The 15,342-nt window shown below is 68.7% G+C and carries 14 protein-coding genes; 6 read left to right on the plus strand and 8 right to left on the minus strand.

Annotated elements, in window-relative coordinates; genetic code table 11:
• Positions 1-122 precede the first annotated feature (122 nt).
• From CKW34_RS23820 to CKW34_RS23830, 3 genes are read left to right on the plus strand one after another with little or no spacing between them, the layout of a single operon-like run.
• The gene (locus CKW34_RS23820) at positions 123-1,466 is read left to right on the plus strand and encodes a glycosyltransferase 87 family protein (protein WP_059381876.1); all 1,344 of its coding nucleotides are present in this window, start codon (positions 123-125) and stop codon (positions 1,464-1,466) included.
• Positions 1,463-2,050 (plus strand): GNAT family N-acetyltransferase, encoded by a 588-nt coding sequence (locus tag CKW34_RS23825; protein ID WP_059381877.1) that lies wholly within the window; start codon positions 1,463-1,465, stop codon positions 2,048-2,050. The genes CKW34_RS23820 and CKW34_RS23825 overlap by 4 nt, the downstream gene beginning before the upstream one ends.
• A gap of 26 nt (positions 2,051-2,076) precedes the next feature.
• On the plus strand, positions 2,077-2,457 hold the full coding sequence (locus CKW34_RS23830; RefSeq protein ID WP_080968206.1) for a DUF2752 domain-containing protein: 381 nt from the start codon (positions 2,077-2,079) through the stop codon (positions 2,455-2,457).
• A 3-nt stretch (positions 2,458-2,460) separates the two neighbouring features.
• On the opposite strand, the gene CKW34_RS23835 is transcribed toward CKW34_RS23830, so the two are convergent.
• From CKW34_RS23835 to CKW34_RS24745, 3 genes are all read right to left on the minus strand, one after another.
• Entirely contained in the window at positions 2,461-3,018 is a 558-nt protein-coding gene (locus CKW34_RS23835; RefSeq protein WP_059381879.1) for a hypothetical protein, read from the minus strand.
• Between the two features lie 120 nt (positions 3,019-3,138).
• Positions 3,139-5,118 (minus strand): WD40 repeat domain-containing protein, encoded by a 1,980-nt coding sequence (locus CKW34_RS24740; protein ID WP_331717196.1) that lies wholly within the window; start codon positions 5,116-5,118, stop codon positions 3,139-3,141.
• Positions 5,009-6,955, minus strand: a complete 1,947-nt coding sequence (locus tag CKW34_RS24745) for an nSTAND1 domain-containing NTPase (protein WP_228525957.1) — start codon at positions 6,953-6,955, stop codon at positions 5,009-5,011. Before CKW34_RS24745 ends, CKW34_RS24740 begins: the two co-directional genes overlap by 110 nt.
• A 173-nt stretch (positions 6,956-7,128) precedes the next feature.
• Between CKW34_RS24745 and CKW34_RS23845 the strand changes: the two genes are divergently transcribed.
• Positions 7,129-7,410 (plus strand): response regulator transcription factor, encoded by a 282-nt coding sequence (locus CKW34_RS23845; RefSeq protein WP_064059903.1) that lies wholly within the window; start codon positions 7,129-7,131, stop codon positions 7,408-7,410.
• A gap of 215 nt (positions 7,411-7,625) precedes the next feature.
• On the opposite strand, the gene CKW34_RS23850 is transcribed toward CKW34_RS23845, so the two are convergent.
• From CKW34_RS23850 to CKW34_RS23865, 5 genes are all read right to left on the minus strand, one after another.
• Entirely contained in the window at positions 7,626-8,108 is a 483-nt protein-coding gene (locus CKW34_RS23850) for a hypothetical protein (protein ID WP_059381880.1), read from the minus strand.
• A gap of 27 nt (positions 8,109-8,135) precedes the next feature.
• Positions 8,136-9,728 (minus strand): glycosyltransferase family 87 protein, encoded by a 1,593-nt coding sequence (locus tag CKW34_RS23855; protein ID WP_059381881.1) that lies wholly within the window; start codon positions 9,726-9,728, stop codon positions 8,136-8,138.
• 9 nt (positions 9,729-9,737) lie between these two features.
• Positions 9,738-12,311, minus strand: coding sequence for a transglycosylase domain-containing protein (locus tag CKW34_RS23860; protein WP_059381882.1), 2,574 nt, complete (start codon positions 12,309-12,311; stop codon positions 9,738-9,740).
• Positions 12,312-12,828: 517 nt separating this feature from the next.
• Positions 12,829-12,987, minus strand: a complete 159-nt coding sequence (locus CKW34_RS24410) for a hypothetical protein (RefSeq protein ID WP_155418938.1) — start codon at positions 12,985-12,987, stop codon at positions 12,829-12,831.
• 33 nt (positions 12,988-13,020) lie between these two features.
• On the minus strand, positions 13,021-13,422 hold the full coding sequence (locus tag CKW34_RS23865; RefSeq protein WP_006550820.1) for a DUF5318 family protein: 402 nt from the start codon (positions 13,420-13,422) through the stop codon (positions 13,021-13,023).
• 253 nt (positions 13,423-13,675) lie between these two features.
• Between CKW34_RS23865 and CKW34_RS23870 the strand changes: the two genes are divergently transcribed.
• Together CKW34_RS23870 and CKW34_RS23875 are read left to right on the plus strand one after the other, a co-directional pair.
• A complete protein-coding gene (locus tag CKW34_RS23870) occupies positions 13,676-14,233 on the plus strand; it encodes a PadR family transcriptional regulator (RefSeq protein WP_006550821.1) in 558 nt (185 codons plus the stop codon).
• The gene (locus CKW34_RS23875; RefSeq protein ID WP_059381883.1) at positions 14,226-15,326 is read left to right on the plus strand and encodes an inositol-3-phosphate synthase; all 1,101 of its coding nucleotides are present in this window, start codon (positions 14,226-14,228) and stop codon (positions 15,324-15,326) included. Before CKW34_RS23870 ends, CKW34_RS23875 begins: the two co-directional genes overlap by 8 nt.
• Positions 15,327-15,342: the final 16 nt, after the last annotated feature.

The following is a 15,342-nucleotide window of genomic DNA, read 5'->3' on the forward strand; positions in this document are numbered from 1 at the left end:
GTCACGGACGTTCCGTGACAGGAGGGTCGTTGCGTCAGCAACCCATGAAGGGTACACGACGGCCCGGCGACCAGCGAAATCGCCGACCGTCGCGGGCAGGGGTTTTGTCCTAGGGTGAGGACATGCGCACGAGCTCCGGGACCGTCTCGCTCGTCGCCGTCCTGACGTGCGCGGTGATGATGTGGTTCGGCTACCTGAACAAGGCCCGGTGCGCCGGCCCCACCTTCGACGCCGAGGGCCGCACGCTGCGGTTCGAGGACATCAAGGACGCCGACGTCTGTTATTCCGACATCCAGCAGTTGTGGATCGGCCGCGGCATCAACCTCCACGTCTTCCCCTTCGTCGACGGGGGCATCACCTCGTCGGGAGCGCTGACCGGGGGCACCGTCGAGTACCCCGTGCTCAGCGGGGTGCTCATGTGGATCGGGGCCATCGGCGCCCACACCGACGCGGAGTTCCTCCTGCAGTCGGCGCTGTTGCTCGCCCCCTTCGGGCTGGTCACCGCGTGGTTGCTCGCCCGGATGGCGGGGTGGGCGGCGCTGTTGTGGTCGCTCACGCCGCCGCTCGTGCTCTACGCCTTCCTCAACTGGGACCTGCCGGTCGTGGCGGTCACCGTCGCCGCCGTCGCGGTGCTGACGATCGAACGCTGGTCGCTGCGGACTCGAGGAGTGGTCGCGGCGGTGCTGCTGGGCGTGGGCTTCTGTCTCAAGCTCTATCCGGGCATCTTCGTGCTGCCGCTCATCGCCTACGTCCTCACCGGCGGGAGCTCGCCCGATCGGAAACGGGACGTCCCCGGCGCCCTCGCCGTCGCGGGCGCGGCGGCAGCGACGGTCGCCGCGATCAACCTGCCCTTCGCGGTCCTCGGTTACGAGGGCTGGCGGGCGTCGTTCGCCTTCCAGCAGAACCGGGAAGCGGACGGGACCAGCAACTCCATCTGGTACTGGGGTCTGCGGCCACTGATGGGCGGCTACCAGGAATACGAGAACACTCCGCAGTACAACGACCTGGTGGCCCAGTTGTCGCCGGCGCTGGTCGCGCTGTCGTTCGCACTCGCCCTGTGGCTCGGATGGCGCCGATATCTCCGCGACGGCATCTACCCGTGGCTCGGCGCCGGGGCCGCGATGCTGTGCGGTTTCATGCTCTTCCACAAGGTGCACTCACCGCAGTACACGCTCTGGCTGCTGCCGATGCTGATCCTGCTGCGCGTGCCGTGGGGTCTCGTCGCCGCCTATCTCCTCGCCGACCTCGCCATCGGCATCGGCATCTTCCGGTGGTTCGCCGCGACCGCCGGCGAAACAGACATGGCCCTGCCGCTCACGCTCGTCCACATCGGCGTGTGGGGACGTGCGGTTTTGCTGGTCGTGCTGTTCTTCGTCTTCCTGCGCGTCCCGCCCAGAACTCCGTGGCAGCCGGCCGAACGAACGGGCTACGCTCGCCGTCCGACGACGACCGGGAGAGCGCGATGAACGACGACTGGACGGACCATCCCGTCCTCGAGGGTCCCCGTATCCGACTCGAGCCCCTCGCCGACGCGCATGCCGAAGGGTTACTGAAGGCCGCCGACGATCCCGGCGCGATCTTCGCCTGGTCGCACCTCGTGATCCGCGACCTCGACGACGCGCGGACGTTCGTGCGCGAGGCCGTGGCCGATCCGTCCCGGCTGCCCTACGCGATCGTCGACAGGGCGACCGGCGAGGTACTGGGATCGACGTCCTACTACCTGATCGAACCGGCTTACCGCACGCTGGTGATCGGTTACACCTGGTTGTCGACACGAGTGCAGCGGACCCACGTGAACAGCGAGTCGAAACTGCTTCTGCTGCAGCGCGCATTCGACGACCTCGGAGCCGTGCGCGTGACCTGGCACGCCGACGAACGCAACACCCGCTCGCGCGATGCCCTGCGCCGGCTCGGCGCCACCGAGGAAGGCCTGCTCCGCAAGCACCGCAGACGCCGCGACGGCAGCTGGCGCACCACCGCGCTGTTCTCCCTCACGGACGACGAATGGCCCGGGGTACGCGCCCGGCTCGAGGAACGCCGGGTGCGATGAGGACGAGGCGCGCGCTCGCAGCCCCCATGGCGGTCGCCGTGGGCGCGGTCGCGTTGTGTGCGGCGGTAACGTGGGCCGACCCGACCACGCCGGGCGGGATCATTCCGCCGTGCCCCACCTATTCGCTGTTCGGAATCCTGTGTCCCGGTTGCGGTTCGTCACGGATGCTGTACTCGCTCGTCCATCTCGACGTGCCGGCAGCGTTGCATTACAACGCCCTCGGTCTCGTCGCGCTGGTCGTGCTGACCGTGGTCTTCGGTCTGTGGACGTGGAGCCGGGTGCGGGGCACACCGATGCCGCGGTGGACGCGATACCGGTGGACCCCGCACCTCGTGCTGGCCCTGACGGCGGTGTGGTTCGTCGTACGCAACATCCCGGTCGCGCCGTTCACCGCCCTACGGATCTGACCGTCAGAGGATCGGGCAGTTGACCGTGTACTCCCACGCCGTCCCGGGCTCACCGGTCACTCGGACGAGAACCGAGGACGCACTCCCGGCCGGCACGTTCACCACAGCCGATCCGGTGCCTTCGTTGATGCTGTCACCGATACGACCGGTGTCGTGGATCTGGGAACCACCGTAGAACACCTGGATTCGGTCGGGAACGTCGAAGGTCTCCCAGTCCAGCAGGAACGACGTGGGACCACTGCGACCCAGCTCGTGGTAGGTGCTGGTGACACCTTCCCCTCCCGACTGCCGCGACTGATTGCACTGCTGGGTCGACGGCAAGGACGATCCGTTGCCCAGGATCGCGCTACCCAGATCGATCGCTCGTCCACCCAGATCCACCACGCTGCCGGGCAGTTCGGACACGCTGCCGGGCAGATCGGCGACACTGCCCGGCAGATCGTTGCTGCCGGCGCTGCCCGTGGGAGCGGCCGAAGCGGCAACGGGCGCACCGAATGCGACCACCGCCACCGTAACGGCCGTCAGAACCGCGCGCAGACCCGACCTACGATTACGAGACATGCTTCCTCCGATGATCGATGCGTTGAACCCCCGTCAGGACGTTCTCACGCCGTGCGACGCGTGCGCATCCTGCAATCGGATGAATCCGGCTCGGTCGGAACATCTTCCGTGCCGCCCGATTCACGCCGTGCCGCCGCACGGCGGCCGGTAGGGCACACCGGGCAGGTGCCGTTCCCATTCGTCCTCGGTCACCGGAGTGCCGACGGTGGAACACAGTGTCGCCGAGACGGCCTCGGGATCGAGTTGCCACAGCCGCACGGAACGGTCCGGGCCGCCTCCGACGAGCACTGTTCCGTCGTGCGCGAAGGTGGCGTCGTAGACCCGGCTTCCGTAGGCGGTGAGCACCGCGTGGGTGGTGGGGGAGTCCGGTCGGGTGACATCCCAGATCCATGCCGCGCCGTCGCCGACGCCGGCCGCGAGACGGTCTCCGTCGGGGGAGAAGTGCAGCGAGTACACCGCGTCCGCCGGCCCGGTGATCCGCGCCAGTTCGCGTGGAGCAGCGGGGTTCGCGACGTTCCACAGGCGCACACTGCGGTCGGCGCTCGCCGCGGCCAGGATCTCTCCGTCACCACCGAACGCGACCGTCTGCGCCTGACTCTCGAATCCGGACAGCTCGGAAATCCGCGTCGGATCGGTGGGATCCGAGAGATCCCACAGTTCGACGAGACCACCGGCGCTCGCCACGGCCACGATGTCGGCAGAGGGATGCCACGACAGCATGTACGGATAGTCGTCGGCCTCGAAGGTTCCGACGACGCGCGGAGCCGTCGGATCGGAGACGTCGACGAGCGCGACCTTCTCGTCCTCCGTCGCCGCTACTGCCACGACGGGCCGGCCGGGAGCGAACTCGACCACTCCGACGACGCCCGTGACGACGCTCTCGGCCGTCCCTGCGAACTGCGGTACCGCAGGGTCCGCCAGATCCCACAGGTGCACGGATCCGCCGGATGTTCCTGCAACAGCGAGCGATCCGGTCTTCGACAATGCTGCGGCACCGCTGAAGCGGTCCTCGACGGGCGGACTCAGGGACGGCAGTTCCACCGCCGCACCGGGATCGGTGATGTCCCACAGCGGCAGGGAATTCGAGCGTCCCTGACCGAAGAGGACGAGGGTGCCGTCCGCATCGACGGGAGTGACGTAGACGGCCTCCTCCGCGGGCAGGACCGGGCCGGGCACCGGCCACCACCCGACCGAACCGTCCAGTGCCGCGGTGAGCACCGCACGGCCCCCGTCGGCGAAGTCGACGGAGGTCACGGGATTCGAACCGGGCAGTGTCGTGATCGATTCCGCGGCCTCGGGAGTCGCTCCGTCCGCCCAGATGCGGACCGTGTTGTCGGAACTGCCCGCGACCAGGTGACGTCCGTCCGGGGCGAACGCGACGGCGTTGACATAGCTGGTGAAACCCTCGAGAGCGGCCAGCGGAGCGGGTTCCGCGGGATCGGTCGTGTCCCAACGCAGTACGTGACGTCCGGTGGTGCCGGCCGCGACCGTGCGGCCGTCGGGCGAGAATGCCACCGACAGGAGATGTTCGGTGCCCCCGTCCGGCAGCGTCTCGAACACCGGTCGCGCGCCGGCATCCTGCGCCTGCGCATCCCACACGCGCATCGACATCTGCCTACCGGCCACGACGAGCCACCGGTTGTCGGGCGAGAAGACCGGATACACAGCGCCTTCGGCCGGATGATCGAGCGGGGGCAGTTCCGTCACCTCGTCGGCATCCGTATCCCATCGCAGGACCGTGCCGGAGCCCGTCCCGGCCACGAGTCGACGTCCGTCCGGGGAGAATTCGAGCGAGTAGGCGGTGTGGTCGGAGTTCGCGAGCACCGCCCGCTGCCGCGGGGAGGTGCGATCACGGATGTCCCACAGCCAGATTCCGCCCTGACCGCCCACCGCGACGGCGTCGCCGTCCGGTGACACCGCGAGCGCATAGAGTTCGGCGGCGCCGTCTCCCGCGCCGAATTCCGCGGTCGGGGTGGTCGACGGTCCGGTCTCACCCACCGCCCACAATCGCACCGTGCCGTCGGATGCAGCACCGACCACAGTGCCCCCGTCCGGTGTGCTGCGTGCCTGGAGGGGGCCGGCCGGTCCTGCCAGACGCACGGGGGTACGTACACCGGTGGTGTCCAGCAGTGCCGAGCGCGCCTCCACGGTGTCGGCGACCCGGTAACCGGCCAAGGCGAGTTGGGCGGCGACAGCGGGTTCGGTGGCCGACAACTGCGACGAGACGGTCGCGATCTGGCGCGACATCGCGTCGTCGCGTGCGCGCTGGGCGTCGGCGCGTTCGGTGCGCGCTGATTCCGGCTGCGGTGGCGACGATCACGAGCACGAGGGCGATCACCGCCGTCGCGGTGAGGGCGCCCACGAGCCGCCGGAGCACCCTGGTCCGGCGACGTTCCGCCTCGACCTCGGCGTCCCGGTGCGCGACGCTCCGGGCGAGGAATTCCCGTTCCGTGTCGTTGAGCGCGTCGGCGTTGTCGTCGACGCGACTCCAGTCGTCGTGGAGGACGAGCCGGCCACCGCCGAGCAGGGTGGTGTCGTCTCGGTCGCTGTCCTCCCACACCTGTGCGGCACGGGTGAGTTCGCGATGGACGGCGAGGCCCGCCCGGTCGGCGTCGATCCATCCGCGCAGCCGGTCCCATGCGGTGAGGAGAACCTCGTGGCTCAGCTGGACGGAATCCTCGTCGACCGTCAGCAGGCGAGCGTCGGCGAAACGGTCGACGATCTCGTCCACGGCGTCGACGTCCCCGAAGGACAGTTCGTTGCGGGGAGTGCGTCGACGCGTCTGGGTGTCGTCGTCGACATTGACGAGACGCAGGAACACCCGGCGCGTGAGTCGTTGCTGTTCGGGCGTCAGTTCCGAGTACAGCTCCTCGGCGGTCTGCTGGACCGCGCCGGAGATACCGCCGACCGCGGTGTAGTCGGCGACGGTGAGAGTCCGGCGCTCGGCCCGTTGCCACAAACGCAGCAACGCGTGGGAGAGCAGTGGGAGTGTGCCGGGCTCGTCCTTCGTCCGCGACGCGCGGGGAGCGAGGTCGGTCAGCAGCACCTTCACCAGTTCCGGTGGGACGGTCACCCCCGCCTTGGCCGCCGGTTGCACGATGACGGATTCGAGTTCGGCTGCCGACATGGGTGCGACGACGACGGGCCCGGACTCGAGGATCGGCACGAGGTGCGGTTCCCGTGCGGCGAGTCCGTAGAAGTCGGCCCGGAGTCCGAGGACCACGACGATGTCGTCGGCCGGCTGCGCGAGGTGTTCGAGGAAGTCGTGGCGGTCCTCTTCCTCCCCGGCCGTCCACAGTTCCTCGAACTGGTCGACGACGAGAACGGTCGGGTGATCGACCTCGAGGGCGTCGGAGAGCGTGTCCGGTCCTGCCGTCGCGGGGGTCAGAACGACGGGTGTCCAGTCGCGGAGATCGGTCTCGTCGGAAGCGACGGCGGCGGCGACACCGGCCCGCAGCAGAGACGACTTGCCCGCGCCGGAAGGACCGACGACGAGGATCACCCGCGGGCCCTGCCCGGCGACGGCGGCGCGGATCCGGCGGAGAACGTCGTCGGTGATGTCGTCGCGGCCGAAGAACCACTCGGCGTCGTCCTCCTCGAAGGAGGACAGACCGCGATAGGGGACCGGACCGGTGTCCCGGCGCTTGGTCCGTGCCTGCCGGGCGCGACGCGCAGCCGCGATCCAGGTGTCCGCCCCGGTCTCGTCGGTGACCCCGCACGCCGCGAGCACGGCGCGGAAGGACGGCTCGCTGGCGCGGGTGGGCAGATGCTGTCCGGAGAACCATCCGGCAACCGTGCCGTGCAGTGCTCCGGACGCGTCGACGACGTCGCGGATGGACAGTCCCGCTCGGGTTCGCAGGGCGGTCAGGGCCCGGCCGAACTCGGCCCGGGAGGTGATCGAGGCCGGATCTGCCGCCTCCACAGTTGTTTCCGTCATCTACGGTTCCCTCGGGAAGAATCTGCGTTTCCGCAGTTCAGCGATGTATGGCTGTACGGAGTTCGTACGGGATCACGCGCGGGCGTAGGCCTTCGCATCGACCGCGACGAGGATTCGGGGTGGCGCATTCGCGCCGGTTCCCAGACTCTTCGTCAGCCGAGAGGCGGTTCGCCGTGAACGCTCAGCACCGTTCGCCCTCGTTCCACGGAATGCGTGTCGGCGGCCTCGTGCGGCCTCTGCTCAGTGCCCGCGAGAAGGAAGTTCTGCTCACCTGGCTGGCAGCGGATTCGAAGACCGAAGCAGCGAGGCGGCTGTTCATCTCGGTGGGCACGCTGAACACGCACCTGCAGCGGATCCGCCTCAAGTACGCGGCAGCCGGACGGGACGCCTCGACGAAGGCGAGTCTGCTGGCACGCGCGCTCCAGGACGGCCTGACGACGTTGGACGAGTGGTGATACCGCACGAGGGTGGTGCCGTGCGAATGGTGACGCGCCGGCGCGCGTGAGGTCAGGGGTCGTCGGAAGTGCAGGGCACGGCGAACCTCCAAGGCGCGGTCGACAGGCCCCCGACAGTCCCGTAGCAGAAATGGCAAATCGGATATTAGCGACAAATCACCCGGGATGTGTAGTTCGTCCGTTCGCCTGTCGGTATGGACTCCGCCGGCCCGGTCTCAGGCTGCGCGCAGGGAACTCAACGCGGCGTGCTGCTCGACACCGACCCGCCCCGGCGCCACGGCGAGAGCCACCGCGGTCTGCCGCGAGTCGAGGCCCACAATGGTGCGGAGGATGAGGATCTCCTGCTGGAGCCGGGTCAGAGGGAAGGCCCGCGGGTTCGTGAACGCGGCATCGGCCGCGTCGACGACCACCGTGTAGGCCAACCGCAGGAAGGGTCGGTCGGCCCCGGACGGGGCGGTGAGTTCGGCGAGGATCGCCCGGCAGGCGGCCAGGGCGAGACGATCGGCGTCGGCGAAGGTGCCTCCGGCGGCCTTCGCGCGGGCCCGGAAGTAGGCGATCACGAGCGGATGCAGGTCGTGCAGGAGTCGTGGGATCACGGTGGCGTCGCCGGCCGCGACCGTCCACGCCAGCTCACACGTCGTGAACTGTGATGCGGTGACATCCGTCCCCGCTCCGAATCTCCGTCCGCCGGTCGCCATTCTCCCCCCTCGTACTCGTCTCCGAGCCTAGGGCGCCGACGAAGCCTCCGACATACATCGTTCGGATGATTCTTCTCTCGTGACCCGATGGTGAGCAGGTCGCAACCTGGCGGGCAACCAGCGCGGCGGACGGTCGGGAGCCTGATCGAGCACCCCACCCACCGGATCGTCGACGAAGCCGTATCGCACGGGATCCCGCACCGGACGCCGGATCTGCCACAACACGACCGCGCACAGCGCCACGACGGCGACATCGCGCAGGAAAACCGTGGCGGTGAACCACTGCTCCGGCAGCCCCTTCTGATCGGGACCGAGGTAGTAGTACATGCGCGGAACCCACACCAACGCATCGATCGTCATCCAGGCGACCAGTGCGCGCCGGTGGGGTACGGCCAGCACGGCCAGCGGCACGAGCCACAACGAGTACTGCGGACTCCACACCTTGTTCGTGAGCAGGAATGCCGCGACGAGGAGGAAACACAGCTGCGCGAGGCGGGGGCGACGCGGCGCGGTGAGCGCGATCCACCCGATCGCGGCGCAGGCCGCGGCGAACAACACGAGCGAGACCCCGTTGAAGGTCGAGGCCGACCAGGCCGGCCAGCCCACGAACGAGTGCAGCACGTTGTAGATCGAATCCGGATCCGCTCCGCGATCGGAGTTCAGCCGGAAGAACTCCGCCCATCCGCGCGGGTACAGCACCATGATCGGCAGGTTCACCACCAGCCACGCCGCGGCGGCCGCTCCCGCAGTGCGGACGAACGACCGCAGATGGCCGGTCCGCAGGCACAGCACCAGCAGCGGACCGAGCAACAACAACGGATACAACTTCGTCGCCGCGCCGAGGCCGAGCAGGGCGCCGGCGAGAACCGGTCGACGGCGTGCCCACGCCAGCAGGCCACCGGCGGCGAAGGCCGTGGCCAGGGCGTCGAAGTTCGTGAAGGCGTGCACCACGACCAGCGGTGACGCCGCGACGAGCGCGGCATCCCAGATCCTGCGGCCCGCCGACATCGCGGTGGCCCACACCGTGACGAGCCAGGCGAGCGCGAGACCGACAGCGACGACGGCGAAGTAGATCGCGACCTGCAGTGCGTCGGGGAGCCACGGTGTGGCGTCCCACGCCTTCGCGATGCGCATCGAGCCGTACTGGTAGAGACCGGCGAGCACCGGATACTCCATGTACCGGGTCTGCATCTGCCCGTCGGGGCCGGGTTCCTCCCACGACGTCCGGTACGGGAAGGCGCCCTCGGCGAGCCGTTCGGCACCGTAGAGCGGAACGATGTCGGAATAACACATCGCCACGTACTGCCGGTTACCGCTCCAGTCCAGGCCGAGCGCGCCGTCGGGACCGACGGGCCCTTGCTGCACACAGGCCGCCTTCGTGAACCAGCCGAAGGCGAGGAAGACGACCGCGAGCAGCAACATCGCCCGCAGGGGAGTGAAGAAGCGGGTGCGCCCGAGCACGGCGTGCCGGCCCACCGGACCGCCGATGACGGCGGTCAGGCGCGACACCGTCGGGTCGGTGCGCCCGGGGGTGTCGCGCCAGTCCAGGGAACGACGCTCCTCGGCCGGTGGTGCAGGGGACACCACCGGCCGGGCGTCGGATCCCCGGTCGTCGCTCACGCGGCGAGGCTACCCGGCCGGAGCGTATTCGAACGCGCCCTGAGGGCTACCGCCCTGCGCGCCCTGGAATCCGCCTCCCTGCGCGCCCGGGATCGCGGGGCTCTCGAGCCCCGGGATGCGGTTCTGCGGAGGCGATCCACCCTCGTCGGAGTCGTCACCGGTACCACCGCCGCCGGTTCCGCCACCGGTGTCCCCGCTCTCATCCTGCTGACCACCGGGACCGGGACGGGTGGGCGCGTTCTGGGTGGTCGTCTGCGGGGCGACACCCGGGACAGGAATCGTGACGCCGGGGAAGATCTCCACGTTCTGCGTGGTGATCTCCGGAACCTCGGGAAGGCTCGGCACGACACGCGAGGTGGTGGTCTCCTCACGGGTGGCCGGAGCCGTCGTCGTCGCGGTCCACGCCGGCACGCCGGACACACCGGCGATCGGCTCCGGCTTCGGGAACGACTCGACCTCGGTGCCCTCGAGAGCGCCGTCCATCGTGTCCTTCCAGATGTCCGACGGGATACCCGAGCCGTAGATCATGCCGCCCCAGCTGTTCTCGAGGGGCAGGCCCTCCTCGGTGCCGACCCACACCGCCGTCGCCAGCGACGGGGTGTAACCGACCATCCACGCGTCCTTGTTGGAGCCGGTGTCGCCGAGCTGGGCGGTACCGGTCTTCGCAGCGGACGGGCGGCCGCCGGCCAGGGCGTGACCGTTCGAATACGCGGCGATCGGGATCATCGCGGAGGTGGTGTTGTCGGCCACCGCCGCATCGACGACCTGCTCACCCGCAGGGGTGCCGCGGTCGAGGAGAACCTCACCGTCGGACGTCACGACCTTCTGCACGAAGTACGGCTCGTGATGACGGCCGGACGCCGCGAGCGTCGCATACGCCGAGGCCATGTCGAGCACACGCGACTGGTACTGGCCCAGCACGATGCCGTAGTTGGGACCGATGCCACCCGGCTCGGTGAGCGTCTCACCGATGCCCGGCAGTTCCTTCGCGATACCCAGCTTGTGCGCCATGTCGGCGATGGCCTGCGGACCGTTGTCCATCTCGAGCATCATCCGGTAGAAGCTCGTGTTCAAAGACCGCTTGAGTGCTTCGGCGATGGTGCACTGCCCGCACGACTCGCCCTCGACGTTGCCGATCTTGATGCCGTTGACCGTCAGCGGACCGCTGTCGTAGGTCTTCGACAACGGCACACCCTGGTCGAGGTTGGCAGCCAGGCCGAACACCTTGAACGACGAACCCGTCTGCAGACCGGACTGGGCGAAGTCGTAACCGACACCGCTCTCACCGCCGTAGTAGGCGCGGATCGCCCCCGACCGGGGATCGACCGACACCACCGCGGTACGCAACTCCTCGGGTTCACCCTCGAGATTGCTCTGCGCCGCCTCGACCGCCGACTGCTGGGCCTGCGCGTCGATCGTCGTGGTGATCTGCAGACCGGCCGTGTTGAGGAGGTTCTCGTCGATGCCCTCGCGGGACAGCTCGGCCAGCACCTGGTTCTTGATCAGGCCTTCGGGGCCGGACGACTGGTCGCCGTTGTCGAGCTCCGCGATCGGCACGTAGGCCGGGTACTTCATGCCCGCCCGCTCGGCCGCATCGAGCGTGCCGGCGGCGACCATGCCGTCGAGCACGTAATTCCAGCGCGCCTCCGCGCCCTCGGGGTTCTGCTCGGGATCGAGCAGCGACGGCAGCTGGATCGACGACGCGAGCACGGCGCCTTCCTCGACGGTGAGCTCACCGACGGGCTTGCCGAAGTACGCATTCGACGCGGCAGCGATGCCGTAGGCACCGCGACCGAAGTAGATGGTGTTGAGATAGGCCGCGAGGATGTCGTCCTTGGCCCACTGGTTCGCCATCTTCGTCGACAGCACCAGCTCCTTGAGCTTTCGCGTCAACGTCCGCTCGGAACCGACGACAGCGACCTTCACGTACTGCTGGGTGATGGTCGAACCACCACCGGCGCTGTCTCGGCCGAGCACGTTGTCGCGGGCGGCACGCGCGAAACCGGTGACCGAGAAGCCCGGATTGCTGTAGAAGTCGCGGTCCTCGGCGGCGAGCACGGCGTTGCGGACGTGCACGGGAATCGCGTCGAGTTCGACCTCGCTGCGGTTGCCCTCCGGCGGGATCACCTTCGTGATGACGCCCTCGCCGTCGGAGTTGAAGATGGTCGCGGCCTGGTTCGTCTGCAGCTCACCGGGGCGCGGCACGTCCTGGACGATGTACGCCAGCATGAACGTGAGGATCGGGACGAGGATGCCGGCGGCGACCACGACGTAACCGATCCGACGGATCGTGCGCCAGCGGTTGCTCTTGCCGCCACCCTTTCCGCCTCCGGCGCCGCCACCCGAACCTCCACCGGGCGGAACGGTGGGAGGTCCGCCTGCGGGCGGGCCGCCGGCGACGCGCGTCGTGGGTGCATCGTTCGCAGCACTCGCACTTCCTGCGGTGCTCGCACCCATCGCAGCGGAAACCCGCTGCGTCGGGGCATCCGCTCCGGGACGCATGGCAACGGTCGGATCGGCCTGCGGCGTGCGCTGGACGGGAGGCACCGCGCCGGGCGGCAACGTGCCGGGACGCGGCGGCATCGGCTGATCGGGGTTGCGCGGCTGGTTCGCGCCCGGGGCAGGCACCGGTCCGCGCGGCGGGTACGGCTGTCCCGGCCGACCCTGCTGGGGACCCGGCCCCTGAGCCGGACCCTGGGGACGCTGCCCCTGACCGGAAGCCGGAGGACGCTGCCCCTGACCGGGGATCTGAGGACGCTGCCCCTGACCGGGACCCTGGGGCGGGTACGGCGGACGGCCGCCGGGGCGCGGCGGCTGCTGACCTGCGGGGCCGGGCTGTCCGCCCGGTCGACCCGGCTGACCCTGAACTCCCGGTCGACCCTGTGCTCCCGGTTGACCCTGCGGTCGCGGTTGCGGCGGCAACGGACGACCCTGCACCGGTCCCGGGGCAGGGCGCTGCTGTCCCGGACCGGGCTGTCCCTGACCGGCACCGGCAGGAGGACCGGGACGTTGCTGCCCGGGCTGCGGTCCGTCGGGACCGCCGCGCTGGGGCGGAACGGCCTTGTTGTCCTCGGGTTCGTTGTCGGGGGAACTCACGTACTCATCTCCAACTGTTCTCGCGACGCATCACGCCGCGGCCTCGACACTGCTCCACGAACGGCCGATCGGCGATGCCGGCGGACGGCAGCCGATCGACGATGTGCGCAGCGGACGACGCGACGATCAGGTCGTGCGGGTCGGACCCAGGAGCGAACTCCACGAGAAAGCGTACGGGCACGTTGCCGGTACCCCTTCACTCGCTGGCGGTACGACGGCTCGATCCCGTCGACCGGCGACGCGGGCTCTTGGGGGCGGGTTGCGATCCCAGGACGTACGACTGCACCAGGTGATTCCAGCTACAGGTACGGCACACCTCGACCACGTGAACCGAGAATTCTTCCTGGCTGGCGGCCAGACGCACCAACTCTTCGGGAGTGCGCGCCGACCCGGACACCGGACCGAGTTTGTCGCCGAAGACCCACGAGACGAGGGTCAACTGCTCCTTACGGCAGATGGGGCACATCACATCGCTGCCCCGTCCGTGAAACTTCGCCGCCCGCAGCAGATAGGGGCTCGCGTCGCAGACCTCGCTGACTCCGCGCCGCCCCGAGTAGACCTCGGCGAGCAGCGAGCGTCGCTGCAACGCGTAGTCCACCACCTGCCGCTGAATTCGCACGGCTTCCAGAGTACGTGCGGGCTGTGCGGCGTTGGGCGCGGAGTGGCCCACCGGACATCGAAGACGGGTGGTCGAAGCGGTACCGACGTATTTCCGATCGGGCCCGGAGAAGGGTGCCCGTGTGCGACCCGACGTGACACGAATCGTGTGGGGCGTATCGTCGTATATATCGGCGCGATATAGTTCTGTGTCGTATCAATCGGTTGGTTCGAACGGAAACAGGAGGTGACCCGTGCTGGAACTGGCGATACTCGGGCTCCTCCTCGAATCGCCCATGCACGGCTACGAGCTGCGCAAGCGTCTGACCGGGCTCCTCGGAGCCTTCCGCGCCTTCTCCTACGGGTCGCTCTATCCGACTCTGCGGAGAATGCAGGCGGACGGCCTCATCGAAGAGGATCCGGGAATTCCCGGTCCCGTGAAACGACGTGCCCGCCGCGTCTATCAGCTCACCCCGAAGGGTCGAGAACGCTTCACCGAGCTGGTCGCCGACACGGGACCGCAGAACTACACCGATGACGGATTCGGCGTGCACCTCGCCTTCTTCGGTCGCACTCCCGCCGAAGCGCGGATGCGAATTCTCGAAGGCAGGCGCCGCCAGGTCGAGGAGCGCAGAGAAGCGCTCCGCGATGCGATCGGACGGGCCAGCGGCACACTCGATCGTTACACCCGTCAGCTCCATCAGCTCGGCCTCGAGTCCAGCGAGCGCGAGGTGCGCTGGCTCAACGAACTCATCGCCGCCGAGCAGTCGTCAGCAGCACGCAACAAAGAAGGAGAACCCGACCATGGGTGAGAACAGCACCGCGGTGCGCGTGGCCATTGTGGGCGTGGGGAACTGTGCCTCTTCCCTGGTCCAGGGCGTCGAGTACTACAAGGATGCGGACGCCGAGACCACCGTCCCCGGCCTGATGCACGTCGAATTCGGTTCCTACCACGTGCGCGACGTCCAGTTCGTCGCCGCGTTCGACGTGGATGCCAAGAAGGTCGGCTTCGACCTGTCCGAGGCGATCCTCGCGAGCGAGAACAACACAATCAAGATCGCCGACGTGCCGCCGCTCGGTGTGCCCGTCCAGCGCGGTCACACGCTCGACGGCATCGGCAAGTACTACTCCGAGACCATCGAGCTGTCCGACGCCGAGCCCGTCGACGTGGTTCAGGCGCTCAAGGACGCCGAGGTCGACGTTCTCGTCTCCTACCTCCCCGTGGGTTCCGAAGAGGCAGACAAGTTCTACGCGCAGTGCGCCATCGACGCGGGCGTCGCCTTCGTCAACGCTCTCCCCGTGTTCATCGCCTCCGACCCCGAGTGGGCGCAGAAGTTCACCGACGCCGGTGTCCCGATCGTCGGCGACGACATCAAGTCGCAGGTCGGCGCCACCATCACCCACCGCGTGATGGCGAAGCTGTTCGAGGACCGCGGTGTCGTGCTCGACCGCACGTACCAGCTCAACGTCGGCGGCAACATGGACTTCAAGAACATGCTCGAGCGCGAGCGTCTGGAGTCGAAGAAGGTCTCCAAGACCCAGGCCGTCACGTCGAACCTCAACGGCCCCCTCGCCGGCAAGGTCCACGACCGCGACGTGCACATCGGCCCCTCCGACTACGTGCAGTGGCTCGACGACCGCAAGTGGGCGTACGTCCGCCTCGAGGGTCGCGCGTTCGGCGACGCTCCGCTGAACCTCGAGTACAAGCTCGAGGTCTGGGACTCCCCGAACTCGGCCGGCATCATCATCGACGCCATCCGCGCGGCGAAGATCGCCAAGGACCGCGGCATCGGCGGCCCGATCCTCCCGGCTTCGGCATACCTGATGAAGTCCCCGCCGGTCCAGATGGCCGACGACAAGGCTCGTACCGAGCTCGAGGCGTTCATCATCGGAGCCGACGCGTAAGTCGTTCTTCGGCAGT

The sequence above is a fragment of the Rhodococcus rhodochrous genome (genome assembly GCF_900187265.1).
In the GTDB taxonomy this organism is placed as follows: domain Bacteria; phylum Actinomycetota; class Actinomycetes; order Mycobacteriales; family Mycobacteriaceae; genus Rhodococcus; species Rhodococcus rhodochrous.

Coding starts and splice junctions, on each gene's coding strand:
- CKW34_RS23875 (WP_059381883.1), top strand. CDS start 14,226: ATGGGTGAGAACAGCACCGCGGTGCGCGTGGCCATTGTGGGCGTGGGG.
- CKW34_RS24745 (WP_228525957.1), bottom strand. CDS start 6,955: ATGACGGAAACAACTGTGGAGGCGGCAGATCCGGCCTCGATCACCTCC.
- CKW34_RS23830 (WP_080968206.1), top strand. CDS start 2,077: ATGGCGGTCGCCGTGGGCGCGGTCGCGTTGTGTGCGGCGGTAACGTGG.
- CKW34_RS23820 (WP_059381876.1), top strand. CDS start 123: ATGCGCACGAGCTCCGGGACCGTCTCGCTCGTCGCCGTCCTGACGTGC.
- CKW34_RS23825 (WP_059381877.1), top strand. CDS start 1,463: ATGAACGACGACTGGACGGACCATCCCGTCCTCGAGGGTCCCCGTATC.
- CKW34_RS23850 (WP_059381880.1), bottom strand. CDS start 8,108: ATGGCGACCGGCGGACGGAGATTCGGAGCGGGGACGGATGTCACCGCA.
- CKW34_RS23860 (WP_059381882.1), bottom strand. CDS start 12,311: ATGCCGCCGCGTCCCGGCACGTTGCCGCCCGGCGCGGTGCCTCCCGTC.
- CKW34_RS23835 (WP_059381879.1), bottom strand. CDS start 3,018: ATGTCTCGTAATCGTAGGTCGGGTCTGCGCGCGGTTCTGACGGCCGTT.